The sequence below is a fragment of the Dactylosporangium sp. NPDC049140 genome (assembly GCF_040648435.1).
The window spans coordinates 60,763-78,052 of sequence record NZ_JBEZDS010000026.1 but is presented as its reverse complement, the minus strand read 5'-3'; the positions used below and the strand labels follow the sequence as shown (position 1 = coordinate 78,052).

General features: G+C 71.8%; 15 protein-coding genes. 4 read left to right on the top strand and 11 right to left on the bottom strand.

Annotated features, from left to right (window positions below):
* Positions 1-38: 38 nt before the first annotated feature.
* From AB0B76_RS33940 to AB0B76_RS33920, 5 genes are all read right to left on the bottom strand, one after another.
* Positions 39-995: a hypothetical protein gene (locus AB0B76_RS33940; protein WP_360383028.1), complete on the bottom strand. Its 957-nt coding sequence runs from the start codon at positions 993-995 to the stop codon at positions 39-41.
* Positions 992-1,156, bottom strand: a complete 165-nt coding sequence (locus tag AB0B76_RS33935; RefSeq protein WP_360383026.1) for a hypothetical protein — start codon at positions 1,154-1,156, stop codon at positions 992-994. Before AB0B76_RS33935 ends, AB0B76_RS33940 begins: the two co-directional genes overlap by 4 nt.
* Positions 1,157-1,261: 105 nt before the next feature.
* Complete coding sequence (locus AB0B76_RS33930; protein WP_360383024.1) at positions 1,262-2,044, bottom strand: ABC transporter permease; 783 nt, start codon at positions 2,042-2,044, stop codon at positions 1,262-1,264.
* Complete coding sequence (locus AB0B76_RS33925) at positions 2,041-2,982, bottom strand: ATP-binding cassette domain-containing protein (protein WP_360383022.1); 942 nt, start codon at positions 2,980-2,982, stop codon at positions 2,041-2,043. The genes AB0B76_RS33930 and AB0B76_RS33925 overlap by 4 nt, the downstream gene beginning before the upstream one ends.
* A 23-nt stretch (positions 2,983-3,005) precedes the next feature.
* Entirely contained in the window at positions 3,006-3,899 is an 894-nt protein-coding gene (locus AB0B76_RS33920; RefSeq protein ID WP_360383020.1) for a DUF4097 family beta strand repeat-containing protein, read from the bottom strand.
* Between the two features lie 66 nt (positions 3,900-3,965).
* Between AB0B76_RS33920 and AB0B76_RS33915 the strand changes: the two genes are divergently transcribed.
* Both AB0B76_RS33915 and AB0B76_RS33910 read left to right on the top strand, forming a co-directional pair.
* Complete coding sequence (locus tag AB0B76_RS33915) at positions 3,966-7,043, top strand: BTAD domain-containing putative transcriptional regulator (RefSeq protein ID WP_360383018.1); 3,078 nt, start codon at positions 3,966-3,968, stop codon at positions 7,041-7,043.
* Between the two features lie 71 nt (positions 7,044-7,114).
* Positions 7,115-10,606: a helix-turn-helix transcriptional regulator gene (locus AB0B76_RS33910; RefSeq protein ID WP_360383016.1), complete on the top strand. Its 3,492-nt coding sequence runs from the start codon at positions 7,115-7,117 to the stop codon at positions 10,604-10,606.
* Here the strand turns inward: AB0B76_RS33910 and AB0B76_RS33905 are convergent.
* Entirely contained in the window at positions 10,561-11,088 is a 528-nt protein-coding gene (locus AB0B76_RS33905; protein WP_360383014.1) for an isochorismatase family cysteine hydrolase, read from the bottom strand. The genes AB0B76_RS33910 and AB0B76_RS33905 overlap by 46 nt on opposite strands.
* A gap of 99 nt (positions 11,089-11,187) precedes the next feature.
* Positions 11,188-12,045, bottom strand: coding sequence for a helix-turn-helix transcriptional regulator (locus AB0B76_RS33900; RefSeq protein WP_360383012.1), 858 nt, complete (start codon positions 12,043-12,045; stop codon positions 11,188-11,190).
* 101 nt (positions 12,046-12,146) lie between these two features.
* On the opposite strand from AB0B76_RS33900, the gene AB0B76_RS33895 reads away from it, so the two are divergent.
* Entirely contained in the window at positions 12,147-12,653 is a 507-nt protein-coding gene (locus AB0B76_RS33895; protein WP_360383010.1) for a cyclophilin-like fold protein, read from the top strand.
* Between the two features lie 487 nt (positions 12,654-13,140).
* Here AB0B76_RS33895 and AB0B76_RS33890 read toward each other — a convergent pair whose 3' ends face one another.
* The 4 genes from AB0B76_RS33890 to AB0B76_RS33875 form a co-directional block, all read right to left on the bottom strand.
* A complete protein-coding gene (locus AB0B76_RS33890) occupies positions 13,141-13,845 on the bottom strand; it encodes a DUF998 domain-containing protein (RefSeq protein ID WP_360383008.1) in 705 nt (234 codons plus the stop codon).
* Between the two features lie 13 nt (positions 13,846-13,858).
* The gene (locus tag AB0B76_RS33885) at positions 13,859-14,401 is read right to left on the bottom strand and encodes a dihydrofolate reductase family protein (protein WP_360383006.1); all 543 of its coding nucleotides are present in this window, start codon (positions 14,399-14,401) and stop codon (positions 13,859-13,861) included.
* Positions 14,402-14,424: 23 nt separating this feature from the next.
* Positions 14,425-15,210, bottom strand: coding sequence for an alpha/beta hydrolase (locus AB0B76_RS33880; protein WP_360383004.1), 786 nt, complete (start codon positions 15,208-15,210; stop codon positions 14,425-14,427).
* Positions 15,211-15,547: 337 nt separating this feature from the next.
* On the bottom strand, positions 15,548-16,315 hold the full coding sequence (locus AB0B76_RS33875; protein WP_360383003.1) for a DUF998 domain-containing protein: 768 nt from the start codon (positions 16,313-16,315) through the stop codon (positions 15,548-15,550).
* Positions 16,316-16,406: 91 nt separating this feature from the next.
* On the opposite strand from AB0B76_RS33875, the gene AB0B76_RS33870 reads away from it, so the two are divergent.
* On the top strand, positions 16,407-17,042 hold the full coding sequence (locus tag AB0B76_RS33870; RefSeq protein WP_360383001.1) for a TetR/AcrR family transcriptional regulator C-terminal domain-containing protein: 636 nt from the start codon (positions 16,407-16,409) through the stop codon (positions 17,040-17,042).
* Positions 17,043-17,290 lie beyond the last annotated feature (248 nt).

The following is a 17,290-nucleotide window of genomic DNA, read 5'->3' as shown; positions in this document are numbered from 1 at the left end:
CCGGTGCCGCCCGGCCCGCGCCGGGCGGCACCGGCGGATCAGCGCCCCGACCAGGTCAGGCCGGCCCCGAAGTCGTCGAGCCGGTAGCCGTCGTCCGACCAGGCCTGGTAGCACAGGCCGTCCGGCCCGGACAGCTCCCAGGAGCGGATCTCGGCCAGCGCCAGCTCGGCGACGCGCAGCCCGTCCGGCCCGGTCGGGTTCAGGATCTCGGTGCCGGGCGAGTCCGGCGCGCGGCGCCACTCCTCGCGCGTCTGCACGACCGCGACCCGGTCGGCCTCGCGGCGGCCGAAGTAGCCCTGCACGTACGCGTCGCGGCCGTCCGCCGGCTCGATGACCCAGGTGACGTCCCACGCGTACTCCCGCAGCACCGACAGGTCGCATGCCAGCGACGCGAACAGGCTCCCCAGGTTGCTCCCGAGCTCGTCCCAGCCAGCGGCGTTTCGGCGCTGCCAGGACATCATCCCGTCGAGCGTCCGGCTCGCGGGAGTGCCGGACGGGGCCGTGGCTCGCCAGGAGTACCACGGCTCCCAGTCCTCGTTCCACTTCGCGTTCCAGGACTCGTCGTTCTCGGTCGCGTCGCGCGGGGCGACCTCCAGCCGCAGCGTCGACCGCCCGCGTCGCCGCGACAGCGAGCCCTCCAGCGTCACGACGGTCTTCGGCAACCGCCACCGCGCCCAGGCGTCCGGGCCGCCGACCAGAGCCGGCGGGCCGAGCACCGCGGCCACGTCGGCGAGCGCGGCCCGGTGCGCACCGGCGTGCTCCGTGGCGCTCGCGGCCTCAGGCGTGCCCCGGTGAACCGTCAGCGACGTGTACTCCCCGAACCACCCGCGATCGTCCCACTCCGGCCGCGGACGGGCCGTCACTCGCATTGGCCCGTCCGCCTCGTCCGGGTCGAGCCGCCAACCCAGCCCGGACGTCACCCGCTCCACGTCGTCACGGCTCCAGGCGCCGAAGTCCGCCTGCAGCAGTGCGGTCAACTGATCGGTCGATATCACGCCGGCAATCTTGTCAGGGGCTGCCGCAGCCGATCGGGGACGGGACCCGCCGCCCGGCAGTCGTAGCCGGTCTGCGTCGCGAGGGAGGACGCGTCGGAGGAGACGCCCCGGTCGAACACGCCGTTGTAGTACACGACGCCGCCGGTGCGGGTTGGCCGCAACCTCGTGCGCCGCGGCCACGATCATCGTGGCCGCGGCGCAGACCGCCAGTGCTGTCACAGGTCCGGCGATTGATGGGGGTCAACATATGGCGGGTACCGGAGCTTTCAACGCGTGGACTCGCGGTTGAAGAGCTTCTTCGACCACAGGTAGCCGCCGAGGGCGATCGCGGCGCACCAGGCGACCGCGATGGTCGCGCTGTTGCCGATCGGCGTGCCCATCAGCAGGCCGCGGATCGTCTCGATGAGCGGGGTGAACGGCTGGTACTCGGCGAACCAGCGCAGCGCGGTCGGCATCGAGTCGGTCGGGACGAAGCCGCTGCCCAGGAACGGCAGCAGGATCAGCGGCATGCCGACGTTGCTCGACGACTCCACGGTCTTGCTGGCCAGGCCGAGCGCGACCGCCAGCCAGATGAAGGCGAACGCCATCAGCGCCAGGACCCCGAACAGGGCGAGCCAGTCGAGCGGGCCGGCGGTGGGCCGGAAGCCGATCAGCAGCGCGACGCCGGTCACCACCGCTATGCCCAGCATCGCCTGCACGAGGCTGCCGACGACGTGCCCGGTGAGGACCGAGACCCGGGCGATGGCCATGGTGCGGAACCGGTCCACGATGCCCTCGGTCATGTCCATGGCGACCGAGATGGTCGTGCCCTGCACCACGGCGGTGATCGTCATCAGGATGATCGCGGGGGTGACGTAGTTGACGTACTCCGAGCGCCCGCCCGACGGGCCGCCGAGGCCGGCGCCGAGCGTCCCGCCGAAGACGTAGACGAACAGCAGCAGGAACACGATCGGCATGCCGACGAGCGTGATGGTCATTCCGGGGTACCGCAGCATGCGCTTGAGGTTGCGGCGCACCATCGTCGCCGAGTCGGTCAGTGCGTAGCTCATCGCGAGGCCACCTTGTCGTTGTCGGGGTTGCCCGTCAGGGCGAGGAACACGTCGTCGAGGTCGGGGGTGTGCACGCTCAGCGAGTCGACGGCGACGACGTCCTCGTCGATCCGGTTGAGCAGGGCCTTCAGGGCGCGGAGGCTGCCGTCGTGCGGCACCCGCAGCGTGAGCGCCTCACTGTCGCGGGACGCCTGTCCCACGGCCCGCGCGGCGGACTCGAGGCCGGCGGGGTCGGCGAAGCGCAGCTCGACGTGGCCGCCGGGGATGCGTCGCTTGAGCTCGTCCGCGGTGCCCTCGGCGACGATCCGCCCGTGGTCGAGCACCGCGATGCGGTCGGCGAGCTCGTCGGCCTCCTCCAGGTACTGCGTGGTGAGCAGGATCGTGACGCCGCCCGCGACCAGGTCCCGCACGATCTGCCACATGGCGCGGCGGCTGCGCGGGTCCAGCCCCGTCGTGGGCTCGTCGAGGAAGATGACCTCGGGCGAGCCGACCAGCGTCATCGCCAGGTCGAGCCGCCGGCGCATGCCGCCGGAGTAGGTCGACGCCGGCTTGCCGGCCGCCTCGACCAGGTCGAACTGCTCGAGCAGCTCGGTGACCCGGCGCCGGCCGGCCGCGCGGCCCAGGTGGTGCAGGTCGGCCATCAGGGCCAGGTTCTCCCGGCCGTTGAGCAGGTTGTCGACCGCGGAGAACTGGCCGGTGACGCCGATCGCGGCGCGGACCGCGTCGGGCTCGGTGGCCACGTCGTGGCCGGCGACCCGCACGGTGCCGCCGTCGGCCCGGATCAGCGTGGACAGGATCTTGACCGTGGTGGTCTTGCCCGCGCCGTTCGCGCCGAGCAACGCGAAGATCGTGCCCTTCGGGACGTTCAGGTCGATGCCGTCGAGCACGACGTGGTCGCCGAACGACCGCTGCAGCCCGGTGGCGGAGATGCTCATCATGGTGGTTCCCCTTCTGGCGGAAGTCAGGCGCGGTGGATGGTGATGTCGCCGAACCCGGTGTGGGCCCGGACCTCGACGGTGTGCACCGGCTCGGCCGGCAGGCCGTTGCTGACCCGGCCGTGGCCGGTCTTCAGGTCGAGCCGCGCGGCGGCGCCGGCGGCGACGCCGACCTCGAGGTCACCGGCCGAGGTCTGCACGCTTACCGAGTCGCGGGCCACCTCGCCGATGCGGATGTTGCCGTTGGAGGTCTTCGCGTCCACGCCGGCCTCGGCCCGCTCGACGCTGATGTCGCCGTTGGCCGTGCGCACCCGCAGCGCGCCCGTGACGGTGCCGAGGTCGGTGGGGCCGTTGGAGTTCTTCACGGCCACGGCCCCGTCGACCTCGCCGATGCGCACCCGGCCGCTGCCGGTGCTGACCTCGGCGTCGCCGACGACCGCGTCGACCGTGACGTGCCCGGTGGTGTCCAGGCGCAGCCGGCCGGTCCGGGCCAGGCGGAAGTGCCCGACCGAGGTCTTGAAGCGGTACTCGCCCAGCACGCCCGTGCTGTCGATGTACCCGACCGCCATGTCGCCGTGCACCGCGGAACCGGTGGGCAGCTCGACGTGCACGGCGACCGAGCGCGTCTTGCGGGAGAAGTCGAAGATCGGCGACCGCGGACCGCGCACGGTCAGCGTGCCGTCGGCGAACCCGACCTGGGTCTGCGCCGCGGCCTCGACGTCGGAGTCGTCGGCGGCGTTGCTCGGCCGCACCTCGATGACGGTGTCGGTGCGGTCGCTGGCGACGAGCGTCACGTCGCCGACGGACAGGTCGATGGTGAGGGAGATGGGCTCGGGGGTGGTGAAGGTCGGCACCGGGTGCTCCTCGGGTTCGGCGGGCTCGTTCGGGTACACAAGGAAGATGACCGGCGGCGCGGACACGGCTCTGACAGCCGGCCAACACGGCGGCGGACACCGTGTCAGCGGACGGTCTGCGATCATGCATCGGTGCAGGTTGTGTTGCTTGGTCCGGTGTCGGTGGCGGCGGTCGACGTGCCGGGTGTCCGGTTGAAGATGCTGCTGGCGCGGCTCGCCCTCGAGGCGGGCCGGCCGGTGCACGCCGACACGCTCATCGACGACCTGTGGGGCGAGGAGGTGCCGGCGGGGGCCGCGGCCGCGCTGCAGACGCTGGTGTCGCGGCTGCGGCGGGCGCTGGGCGGCACCGGCTCGGTGGAGCTGGCCGCGGGCGGGTACCGGCTGCCGGTCAGCGCCGCCGACGTGGACGCCCACCGGTTCGAGGAGCTGGCCGGGCGGGGCCGCCGGGAGCTGGCCGCGGGCCGGGCCGGCGAGGCCGCGTCGGTGCTCCGGGCGGCGCTGGAGCTGTGGCAGGGCCCGGCCCTCGCCGACGTGCTCGAGGCGCCGTTCGCCCGCAACGCCGCCACCCGCCTGCAGGAGCTGCGGGCCGGCGTCGCCGAGGACCGTTTCGAGGCCGAGCTGCAGCTGGGCCGGCACGCGGAGGTGCTGGCCGACCTCGGCGCGGCGGCGGTGGAGCGCCCGCTCGGCGAGCGGCTGGCGGTGCTGCGCATGCGGGCGCTGTCGGCGGCCGGGCGGCAGTCGGACGCGCTGGCCGTCTTCGAGGAGATGCGGGGCCGGCTCGGCGAGGAGCTGGGCGTCGACCCGTCGCCGGAGCTGCGGGAGGTGTACCTGTCCCTGCTGCGCGGCGAGCTGGAGCACCCCGCGGAGCAGCCGGCGCAGGCCCCGCCCAGCCGCCTCCCGGCCGGCGTGACCAGCTTCGTCGGCCGGGAGGACGAGCTCGGCGCGCTGGCCCGGCTGATGACCGCGGCCCGCCTGGTCACCATCGTCGGGCCCGGCGGCGCCGGCAAGACGAGGCTCGCGCTGGAGGTGGCGGCGCGGGAGCCGGCCTACCAGCGGGGCCGGCTGTGGTACGTGCCGCTGGCCGGGCTGAGCGAGCCGGACCGGCTGGCCGACGCCGTGCTCGGCGTGGTCGGCGCCTCGGACGGGCGGCTCTACGACGGCGGGCAGCCGCGGCTGGCCGCGGTCGACCGCGTGGCCGAGCTGCTCGACGTCGGTGACGCGGTGCTCCTGCTCGACAACTGTGAGCACCTCGTCGACGCCGCCGCCGAGCTGGCCGACGCGCTGCTGGCCCGGCTGCCGCAGCTGCGGATCCTGGCCACGAGCCGGGAGCCGCTGGCGATCAACGGCGAGGCGCTGTGCCACCTCGGCCCGCTGGCGCTGCCGACCGGCTTCGCGCTCGAAGAGGCGGCCGGGGCCGCGGCGGTGCGGCTGTTCGTCGAACGGGCCGCCGACGTCCGCCCCGGCTTCGCGCTCGACGAGTCGACCGTGGACGCCGTGGTGGAGATCTGCCGCCGGCTCGACGGCATGCCGCTGGCGATGGAGCTCGCCGCCGCGAAGCTGCGCTCGATGCGGGTCGAGCAGGTCGAACGCCGCCTCGACGACCGGTTCCGCCTGCTGACCTCGGGCAGCCGCGCCGCCCTGCCCCGCCAGCGCACCCTGCTGGCGATGGTCGAGTGGAGCTGGGACCTGCTCGACGAGGCCGAGCGGACCCTGGCCCGCCGCCTGTCGGTGTTCCCCGGCGGGGCGGACCTGGCCGCGCTGGAGGACGTCTGCTCGGACGCGGCGCTGCCGGCCGCGGACGTGCTCTACGTCGTGGACTCGCTGGTGGAGAAGTCCATCGTGCAGCAGGCCGGCGACCGGTACCGGATGCTGGAGACCGTCCGCGCCTACATGGCCGACCGGCTGGCCGAGGCCGGCGAGGACGTCGCCCCGCGGCTCGCCGGCTACTACCTGGCCCTGGCCGAGCGGCACGAGCCGCGGCTGCGGACCCGGGAGCAGCTGCAGGCCATCGCCGTGTTCGACGCCGAACAGGACAACCTCGTCGCCGCGCTGCACGCCACCCTCGACGCCGGCGACGCGGCCCGGGCCTATCGGCTCGTGCGGGCCCTGTTCTGGTACTGGGCCAACCGCGGCCTGAACACCCAGCTGGAGACGTTCATGGGCGCGCTGCTCGAGCTCGGCGACGCCGTACCGCCCGAGGCCCGCCGCGCGTTCGACCTGCTGCACTCCGCGTCGGGCGCTCGTGAGGTACACCCGGCGCGTCTGCTCTTCATTTCCCAGCGGGCCTTCTCCGCCGAGGCCACCGACGTCCTGGGCGCCCTGGCCGCGGCGGACCCCTGGGTGCGCGCCACGGCCAACTGGGCGCACAACTTCACCCTGGTCGAGGCCGGCGACCTCGACGGCGGCGCCAAGGCCCGCGACGTGGCCCTGCGCGGCTTCGAGGAGGTCGGCGACCGCTGGGGCCTGGTGATGAGCCTGCTCGCCCTCGGCCGCGGCCCGTCACTGCGCGGCGACTTCGCCACGTCGATCGCCGCGTTCGAACGCGCCGTCGCGATCAGCGCCGAGCTGGGCACCGAGGAGTACCTGTACTGGACCCGCAACCGCCTTGCCCGCGAGCGCATGCGCGCCGGCGACCTCGAGGGCGCGGGCCGCGACCTGCGCGCGATGCGTGAGCGGGCCGCGGCCCTGGGCCACCGCCGCCGCGCGGCGAGCCTGCAGTTCAGCCTGGCCAACTGGCACCGCCGCGCGGGCCGGCTGGACGAGTCCGAGGAGACCCTCGACTCGCTGGAGGGTCAAGTGCAGCGCCTGCCGTACCCCGAGCAGATGGCCCGGGACCTGATCGCCGGCACGAGGATGATGAACCGCCTCATGGCCCGCTCGGCCGCCGAGGCGCGCGCCCTGCTGCCCGGGGCGGTCCGCCCCAACTTCACGCGTGCCCAGAGCAACGGCCTGGCCTGGGCCGCCGAGCAGGTGGGCGAGCTGCTCGCGCTGGAGGACCGCCCGCGGGATGCGGCCATGGCCCTGGGCCTGAGCGAGACGATCCGGGGCGCCTTCGACCACGGCGAGCCGGTGCTGCGCACGCTGGTTTCCGCGCTCGTCGCCGGCCTCGGCGAGGACGCCTACCGCTCGGCCTACGCCGAGGGAGCCCGGCGGCCCCGGCCGGATGCCCTTCAGCGGCTGGCCGAGCTGACCGCCCGGTCGGCGACCTGAACCGTTCGCGCACCCGTGGGCGTGGCCGGCGATCGATACGATGGCGGCGGTACCGATCCGCGGGAGGCCGTGTGCGCCGAGATCCGGCTCTGAGCTTTCGCGGTGCGCTGGCCATCCTGGGCCACCACGAGCAACCCGCGATCGAGAAACTCGACCGGCTGCTGGGCGCGGTGATCCTCGGCGGCGGCGCGGCGGCGGTGACCGCGATCGCCGGCGTCACGGCCGTGCCGCTCGCGCTGGTGACCGCCGTGTGGGGCTGGGTCGACCAGAAGAACGAGGCGGTGCGACTGCTGCGCGAGCTGGTCGACCGCGTCGCCGGGCGGCTGACCGGAACCGCCGGGTACGAGCGCGGCCGGCTCATCGCGGCCGCACACACCACGATCGTGATCGCTGCCTACTTCGAGGCACTCCGCGAGCACCTCGGCGGCCCCGCCTACGCACAGCTCAGGCTAACCCGCGCCGAACAGCAGGCTCTCACGATCGGCGACGCGCGGGCGACGGGCGCGTCCGTGTACGAGGCCCTGTACTCCGCGGAGATACCCGCCCCGTCGCCGGCCCGCGGGTACGTCGAGAACCTCGCAGCCGTACGCGCGTTTCTGACCACCCTGTCCGGCGAGGTCGACTCCTTCCTGGGCACGACCGCGGCCTGGACGCTGGTCCGTCCCCCGCTGGAACCGGTTGTCGACGCTGCGCTGGAGCGCTACCAGTCGCATTACCTCGCCCTGGCCGCCGAGGTTCCGGAGTTCTACATCTGGGCCGTACTGGGCGAGCACGCGGCGACCCGCGCGGAGCTACGCCGTGTGCGCCCGGCAATCACCACCGCGATCGCCGCCGAAGCGTCGGCGCTGCGGCGCATCGAGACGATGCTGGCCACGCTCACCGACGCCGCTGTCGTGCCCGACATGTGCGATGTGCTGCGCCGCGCCAATCGCGGCGAACTGAGCCGGCCGATCCTGACCACCGCCTATGGCCCCGAGATCCGCTTTCCGACCGTTGAGCAGATCTACGTCAATCCGCGGTACCGCACCGCGCGCGCCGAGCGCGGTGCGGCACTGGCCAGCGAGGCTTGGTGGGACAGGCGACCGGCCGCCGACGACCTCGACCTGGCGCTCGCCGGCCTGGTGATGGCGCCGGACGCGGCCCGGCTGCCGCTGCTGGTCCTGGGTCATCCCGGCGCCGGCAAGTCACTGCTCACCCGAGTGTTCGCGAGCCGGCTGCCGGCGGCGATGTGCACCGCGGTCCGGGTGCCGCTGCGGGAGGTCGACGCCGACGCGCCTGTCGTCGACCAGATCCAGGAAGCCCTGGATCGCACGACCAACCACCGGGTCGACTGGGCCCGGCTGGTCGAGCAGAGCGCCGCGACGATCCGAGTGGTCCTGCTCGACGGCCTGGACGAGCTGCTACAGGCCACGGGCTACCAGCGCTCGGGCTATCTCCACGAGGTCATGGAGTTTCAGCGGCTCGAGGCGGAACAGGACCGGCCGGTCGTGGTCGTGGTGACCGCGCGCACGGTGACGGTCGACAAGCTCGACCTCCCCCGCGAGACCCCGGTTTTCAAGATCGACGACTTCGGGCCCAAGGAGATCGAGCGGTGGCTGACCGCGTGGCGCGCGGCCAACACCGGCGGCGATGTCAGGGCCCTCTCGCTCGCCGACGCCCTGCGCCAGTTCGACCTGACCCGTCAGCCGCTGCTGCTGCTCATGCTCGCGCTGTACTGCGCCGATCCCGCCGTACCACCGCCGGACGAGCGTTTGTCGACGACCGAGCTGTACGAGGAGCTGATCCTTGGCCTGACCCGCCGGGAGATCGGCCGGCGCAACGGCAAGCGGATTCCTGGCACCGATGCCGAGCGCGCGGTCGCCGGGCACCTCACCCGTCTTTCGGTCGCCGCATTGGCCATGTTCAACCGCGGCCGGCAGCATGTCACCGAGCCGGAGCTGGCGGCCGACCTGGCCGCGCTCGGCGACAGCCCGGAGCAGGCCGCCGAAGTCGGCCGGCGCCTGCTCGGTGAGTTCTTCTTCGTGCACGTCGCCGAGGCCCAGCAGGAGCTCGACGGACGGCCGGTGGTCACCCGGGCCTACGAGTTCCTGCACGCGACCTTCGGCGAGTACCTCGTCGCCCGCCGCCTGACCGAGCTCCTCGCCGGCCTGCCGGACGAACCCGCCGCCGATCTGCTGTTCACGCTGCTGTGCCACGCACCGCTCGCGGTCCGCCGACCGATCCTGACCTTCACGGCCGAGATGTTCGACCGGCTGCCGGAAACGGACTGCGAGCGGGTCCGGCAGGCGCTTGTCGTCCTCCTGGCCTCGGCCCGGGAGCGACTGCCCCCGCCGCGTTACGCCGGCTACCGGCCGGTCCCGGTGGATCAGGTGCGTCGTACCGCTGCGTACTGCGCCAACCTCCTGCTGCTGCGCGTGCTGCTCTCCCCGGACGGCGCACCTGCGACCGACCTGAATTCATCGGTCGAGCACCTCTGGCGCGCCGGCCTCGACGCGGAGGACGTGACAGCGGTACTCCGCACGCTGCGCCGGACGGGCGACCGCATCCGCCTCACGACCGAACGCGGCCGTTCCGAGCCGGCGCTGGATCCGCAGGCTGTCCTGGCCGCCCTGCTCCGCTCCGAGCGTCAGGAGGCGGGCGTCACGCAGGGCACGCTCGGCCACGCTCTCGGCGTCGGCGCGTCACTCGTGTCCGCATGGGAGCGCGGACGAGCGGTTCCATCACCGGCACGCCTGTCCGACCTCGCACGGTTCTTCGCCGGTCCGTCCGCGGAGGGCCTGCGCAGCGATGCCGACCTCACCTGGGCGGAACAGCTCCGGTTTCAACAGCTCGAGGCGCAGTTCCTGCAACTGGCCGAACTGATCACCGGTCAGGCCCTCCCCGACTCGCTGGTTCTGCCGCGCCGCGGTCCGCTTCGCTTTCCCGAAGGACAGCCGATCGCCATCGTGCCGGGACTTGTGCCGGGAGACGTTGCCTTCGCGGAGCAGGACCATGTCGAGCACGTCCAGGCCTACCAGCACGCGGACCTGGACGCGTTGATCGATCTGTACGGCCACGTGCGGGCCATGAACCCGCAGACCGGGACGTTGATCCGCAGCAGTGGAGCCGTACACAGCGACGACTTGACGCGCAACCTGCTGCTCATCGGCAACGAGCAGCGAAACCCGGTGGTCCAGGAGCTGATGCGCTACCTGGACGTACCGGTCCCCGTCGAGCTGATGGCTCCCGTGCTGGAGGGCACGGACGGGGGACGTGTCCTCGTCGAGGACGTAGGCTTGATCATCCGGGGCTTCAATCCGTTCAACCGCCTCCGGACCGCCATGATCTTCGCCGGCACCTTCGGCCGCGGCGCCCTCGGGGCGGTCCGCGCGCTCACCGACGCGCGGTTCGCCCCCCGAAACATCGAGTACCTCGAGCAGCGCTTTGCCACCGCAGACCGGTTCGGCCTCCTGGTCCGGGTCCGGGTCCTCGCGGGCGAGGTACTGACACCGGACCTGACCAATCCCGCGAACCGGCTCTACGAGTGGCCGGACCAGTCCGCGACCGAGGTCACCTCGGCCTGACGGGGGAAGACCTTCTCGGTCAGGACGCGGTGGACCTCGGGGTCGTCGTCCAGACAACCGTCGGCCAGCACCGTCAGCCCGAAGTCGAGGTCGGCGGCCTGGCGCAGCGTCGAGAGCACCACCCCGCTCGTCGCGATCCCGGTCAGCACCAGGTGGTCGATCCCGCCCGCGCGCAGCAACATGTCCAGGTCGCTGCCCGCGAAGGCGCTCACCCGGCGCTTCGTGACCAGGATGTCGCCCGGCTCCGGGGCCACCTCCGGCTGGATCTCCATCGCCGCGGTCTCGGCCGGCGACACCGGGGCGCCGGCCAGACGGCCGAACATCTTGTTGCGCGGGCTGATCTCGGGGCGGCCGGGGCGAAACCCGACCACGACGTAGATCACCGGGGTCCCGCCGGTGCGGGCCGCGTCGATCGCGGTGCGCAGGCGGGGCAGGTACGCGGGGTCGGGGTAGCGCGCGACGACGGCGCGCTGGACGTCCATTACGACCAAAGCACTGGTGGGCACGGCATCTCCGGCAAGTCATCAGGTGATTACTTGTGTACCGTACTCACCCACGTCCGGGTCGGCGCCGGCGGAGGCCTACCCAGCCCGGGATGCCGGCGCCCAGGAGGCGAGCAGGGTGAGGGCGTGGGCGGTGGAGGAGCCGGGCTCCGCGCTGTAGACGGTCATCGTGAGGCCGGGCTCGGCGCGCAGGTCGAAGCTCTCGTAGCCGAGGGTGAGCTCGCCGACGACGTGGTGGCGGAAGCGTTTGACGCCGGCCCCGTGGGTGCGGACGTTGTGGGTGCCCCAGCGGCGGCGGAAGTCGTCGCTGCGGGTGGAGAGCTCGCCGACGAGGTCGTGCAGGACCTTGTCGTGGGGGTCTTTGCCGGCGGCGGTGCGCAGGTTCGCGACGGCCACGTCGGCGGCGTCGTCCCAGTCGGGGTAGAAGTGGCGGGCGGCGTCGTCCAGGAAGGTGTACCGGGCGAAGTTCGGCGGTTGGCCCGGCTGCGTGTAGAGGTCGCTGAAGATGGCGCGGCCGAGGTGGTTGACGGCGAGCAGGTCGAGCCGGTCGTTGCCGACCCCGGCCGGGGCGGTGATGGCGTCGAGGGCCCATTGCAGGGCCGGCCGGACGACCCACTGCTTCGGGCGCCGGCCGGTGCGCAGGATCGCGTTGCTGCCGTCGGCCTCGTGGGCGAGCCGCAGCAGGTGGGCCCGTTCGGCGTCGTCGAGCTGCAGGGCGCGGGCGACCGCGTCGAGGACGCCGGAGGAGACGCCGCCCAGCGAGCCCCGTTCGAGCTTGGCGTAGTACTCCACGCTCATCCCGGCCAGGGTGGCCACCTCGCTGCGCCGCAGTCCGGGCACGCGGCGCTGTCCGGCCGTGGGCAGGCCGGCCCGTTCCGGCGTGAGCCTGGCGCGGCGTGAGGTGAGGAACTCGTGCACCTCGACTCGGTTGTCCACGACACCGACGGTACGGCGCGGGAAGGCCACGAGCGACGTACTGCGAGTACACCCATCGTCAGTGACTTCTCCGGCGCGGCGCGGGCGGCTGTGCTTGACGCATGACCACGACCGTCCGCCCGCGCCGAAGCCGCCGGGCCGCCGCCTGGCTGGCCGCCGCCCTGCTCACCGTCGCCGCCGGCTGCTCGACCCCGGCCCGGCCGGCGACGCCCCCGCCGGACGCCGCGGCCGGCATTGCGGTGCTGCTGCACGTCGGTGGCCGGACCGCACCCGCGGTGCTGGCGGACACCCCGCCGGCGCGGCAGCTCGCCGCGATGCTGCCGGTGACCGTCGACCTCCGGGACGTGTGGGGCCAGGCGAAGGCCGGTCCGCTGCCCGGCGCGCTCACCGCCGAAGGCACGGTTCCCGTGCACGATCCCGCCCCGGGCGGCATCTACTTCTGGGCCGAGACCGACGTGATCGCCATCTACTACGACGACCTGGGCCAGGCGGTGCCCGACCCGGGCCTCATCCGCCTCGGCACCGTCGGCCCCGGCCTGGACGCCATCGCCGAGGCCGGCCGCCACCTCACCGTCCGGATCGAACGGGCCCCCGAAGCCCGGCCCTGACCGGCCCGTCCGCGAGTTCGACCAGGAGAAGCCCGATGACCTTTCCCCCCGGCCGTTGGCACGGCCACTGGATCGCGGCGAACCGGCCCGACTTCGACATCGACCCGCTCAGCGTCGGCGGCGACCTGCCGCCGGCCGGGTTCTCCCGGGTGCAGGCAAGTTATGTCCGCTTTTGCGAGCATCATCAGTGCCGGTTGATACCAACCCGTCCGGATCGTCGTCCAGATTCAACGGCGGACTCCACGACGGCGGATCGAGTCCAGAGACGGCGGAGCACACGACTAACACAGCCGGATCCACTGTGGACACCCGACGGGGCAGCGCACGAACGGGTCGCTAGCGTTCAGCGACTGACGAGCGAGTCGAGTATCCCATGCAGCAGGAGGTTGTCTCCACGAAGCAGTTCGAATCGCGTCGAGGTGGCGGGACGTCTGCGCAGGCACGGTGTTCGGATACCGTGCCTGTGCGTGCGGTTGAAGAGTTGATGTCAGGTGGCCGACGCCTCGGTGATCTCGCGGCGCAGCCGGAGCGTTGTTGCGGAGAGCCAGAGCCAGCCCGCCGCGATGGCCACGGTGAAGGTGATGTTGATCAGTGCGTTGCCGGCTCCGGATGCGATGCCGACGAAGGCGGCGAGAAAGAAGATGCCGGTGACCCGGCTGTAGACGGCCCAGCCGGAGCGTCCGGCCCTGGTGAAGCGCCGCGCCATCACCAGACATGCGCCGATCAGGCCGATGAAGCCGATGCTCCCGCTGACCAGGTGCAGCATGCCGTGCCAGCTGACTGCGCCCTGACCGTCGGGGGTGCCGGGCGGGAACCCGAACGACGGGTCGGCGCGGAAGATGCCGGCGGCGATCAAGCCCACACCGTAGAGGGCGATCATGCGTGGTGCCCATGTGCCGCCGGGTGCGCCACGCAGTGCGCGTCGGACACCTGTGGCGGCGATGATGGTCAGGACACCGGTGAGCAAGAAGTTCGTGATCTGGATCCAGCCCAGTCCGCCGTTGCTCAACAGGCTCAGGGCGTGCTGGCGGATGTCGAATCCGTCGCGGAAGACTGCCTGCGCCGTGCCGAGCACGACATACAGCGGCCCGGCGACCGCGCCGTACCACAACAGGGTTCTGGTCGTTTGTTCTGGTCCTTCGCTCGGCGCGACCGGCGTCGGCGTCGCGGGTGCCGGCTGGTTCTGGGTCATCGTGTGCGTCCTCTCAGCGACTGGTGCGATAGGTGTGCTGCACGATTCCGGACTCGTATGTAGTGGTGTGGATGTGTTCCAGGTCGAGCGGGTGATCACGGAAGAGCGGTTTTCCACGGCCCAGTACGGTGGGGTGGATGGCCAGGTGGAACTCGTCGACGAGGCCCAAGCGGGTGATGGCCTGCACCAGCGTCGGTCCGCCGGACAGGTAGATGTCCTTGCCGGACCGGTGTTTCAGATCGGCGATCTCCGCCGCCATGTCTGCGGCTGCGAGCCGGGAGTTGTTCCAGGCGAGCGTGTCCAGGGTGGTGGAGAAGACAACCTTGGTGTGACCGTTCATGAGCTCGGCCATCTCGGTGCGCTGCTGCGGCCAGGCGGCCGCCTGCTCCAGATAGGTGGTGCGGCCGAGGAGGACGGTGTCCACGGTGTGCAGATACTCCGTGGTCCATTTCTCCAGGGCCGGGTCCATGCGTCGGAACAACCAGTCGAGCTGCCCGTTGGGTCCCGCTACGTAGCCGTCGAGGGTGACCTGCATTGTCAGGCTTACCTTGCGCATGACGCTCCCGTCTGCGCGGTGGCTCACGCCGCGCCGTGGTTGAAGAACTCGGCCAGTGCCGGTGCGATTGCGGCGGGATCGACGTTGTGCGGCTGGCCGGGCAGCGTGCGGTGCCGTGCATCGGGCAGTGTGCCGGTCACCGCGCGTGCGGCATTGCTCAGCCACAGGGTCGTCCCGCCGTCGAGCACGAGTGTGGGGATGGCGACGGCGGCGATCCGCTGGGTCGGCAACGAGAAGTCCCCGGTGAGCATCGCGTCGTAGACGAGGGTCGGCGCGAGCTCCTCCATCGCGGGCCAGAACGGCGACTGCCGCATCGGGCTGACGAACTCCGCGGGGAGGTTGGCGGCCTTGGTGAAGAACAGCTCGAGCATGTCGCCCCGGCGTCCGGCGGCCAGCAGGTCGACGAGTTGCTGGTGGTAGTCTGCCGGTACGGGTGGGCGGGTGTCGTCGACGATGTAGGGCGGCTCCCAGACCACCAGTCTGGTGATGGCCAGGCCGCGGGCGGCCGCCTCGAGAGCGATCATCCCACCGCCGGAGGTGCCGTAGACGTGCGCGGACCCGCCGGCCACCGCGATGATCGCTTCGAGGTCCTCGTACTCGCGATCCGCCGTGTAGGGCGGGGTGTCGCCGCTGTCACCGTGCCCGCGACGGTCGTAGTTGAACACGCTGAATGACGGCGCCAGCAGCTCAGCGACCGCGGTGTTGACCGCCCGCGTGGTCGGGCCGCCGCCGACAACGATGACCGCCGGCCCCTCCCCCACCTGGTCGAACGCGATCGCCGTACCGTCCTTCGAAGTTGCCTTGTTCATGATCGTTTGCCTCCTTTCGATGTCATACGATTGGTATGTCAGGAATATTTCAGCGGTACATCGGGCTGCGATTCGCTGCAGAGGCATCGAAGAAAAGACCGAGAACGATGACCGGGACGCGCGGAACGCGACCGCGGTCCGGCCCATCGCGCGGTGCCAAAGGGGGCACTGGGAGGTGCGCCGCCGCGTCTGGACGCGCGGCGATCTCGGCGGGGAAGCGGCAGGATCACCAATGGCGAAGATGCCGCGGCGAGCAGGCTGTGCTGGTCGCCCCGTGATGGCCGCTCCCTGACCGAGGAGTGGCCGATCTTCGGACAGCTCGTTGCCGATCGATGCGTCAGAGCGCGGCTAGCCGTCGTGGGCTTTCGGACATGTCTCGCCGTGGAGCGCTCACAGGCGACGAACTGGTGTGGTCGCGAAGGAGGCGCAGTGCGAGCGCGCCGAGCCAGCCGAAGCCGATGGTCAGGCTGATCCGTTGGAAGAGGCCGTGATAGTGGCCGGTCTGGGTGGCGAAGTCATACAGGGCCGCGCTGGTCACGAAGGCTGCCGGCACGAGGATTCCGGCGGCGATGCTGCACCACATCCAAGGACGCGGTGCCGGTTCGGTGGCGAATCGACGGGCCATGACGAAGGTGAGCGCGGCGAGGGACAGAAAGACGGCCATGGGGGCGTAGCCGTGGACCTGACCGTGCAGGGTCGGGTGCGCGGGCACGGTGCTGCCGACGGGGAAGCCGGGAGAAGGATCCATGCTGAAGGTCCCGGCCACCAGCAGCCCGACGCCGCAGACGCCGGCGAGGATCGGGGCCATCGGGGATCCCCGACCACTGGGCCGGCGGTGGACGTCCAGGTCCTCGGCGCGCATTGCCCGGCGCAGGCCGAACGCGAAGCCGCACAGCGCCACTCCGGTGACGATGAAGTTGGCGATCTGGATCCACCCGAACTCGCCCAGGCTGAGCTCGCTGGCGTACCGGTGCATGGACTGATAGCCGGGTCGGACGGCACCGTCGACGAGCGTCACCAGGACGAACAGCGGCGCGGCCAGACCGCCGGCCAGCAGGTACCGCGTCGTACGTGATGAGCGGGATGAGGCAGTAACAGTCGGCATGACATCTCCTTAGCGTTGCTAAGTGGTGACTTCACCGAGCATGCCTTAGCAGTGCTAAGGTGTCAACCGTCGAAGTCAAGGGGGAACCCGCGTGGATCGCGAAGTGATCGTCACCGCGGCGTTGGAGCTGCTGGACGAGGCGGGACTGGACGGCGTGACCGTCCGGCGGCTCGCCGCGCGCCTGGGCGTGCAAAATCCCGCGCTGTACTGGCATTTCCGCAACAAGCGGGCCTTGTTGGACGAGATGGCCCAGGCGTTGCAATCGCGGCAGGACTTCGGGCCGCCGCACGAGGGCGAGAACTGGCGGCAGTGGTTCACCCGCCGGGGCCGCGAGCGCCGCGAGATCCTGTTGTCCCATCGGGACGGAGCCCGGCTCGTGGCGGGCACCCGGCCTGGGCCCGAGCTCATCGTCCGATTCGAGGCGGAACTCGGATCACTTGTTGAGCAAGGGTTCACCCCGACGCAGGCGTTGCTGGCGATCGGTACCCTCACCCGGTTCGTCAACGGATTCGTGCTGGAGGAGCAAGCCCTTCACCAGCGTCAGATCGATACCGACGGGCCGGATGCGGAGGCGCCGCCCGGCGCATCCCCCATCGACGCGTTCAAAGCCACCCCGATTCTGGCGGCCGCCATCCGCGGCAGCGGCGACACTGACGCCTCCTTCGAGCACGGGCTGCGCATCGTCGTCGACGGCATAGCCGGCAGCCTTGACGAGGTGAAGCCATGAACGGCCGGCTCCGCAGCAACTCCACCCCGGGCACCACGCGGTGGGCCGCGCGGCGGGCGCAGTGGACCGCGATAGCATCAGCGGGGAGGATCAGGAGAAGCCGAAGATCGCGGTTGTCGACGCCTCCTCGCAACTTTCGGTTCTGCTTCATCCACCTCGACGAACTGGCCACGCACGTGGCCGGCGCGAGCCTGGCCGTGATGACCGGCATCACGCGGTTGGCGCTCGCCGTAGGCCCGGAGACGGCA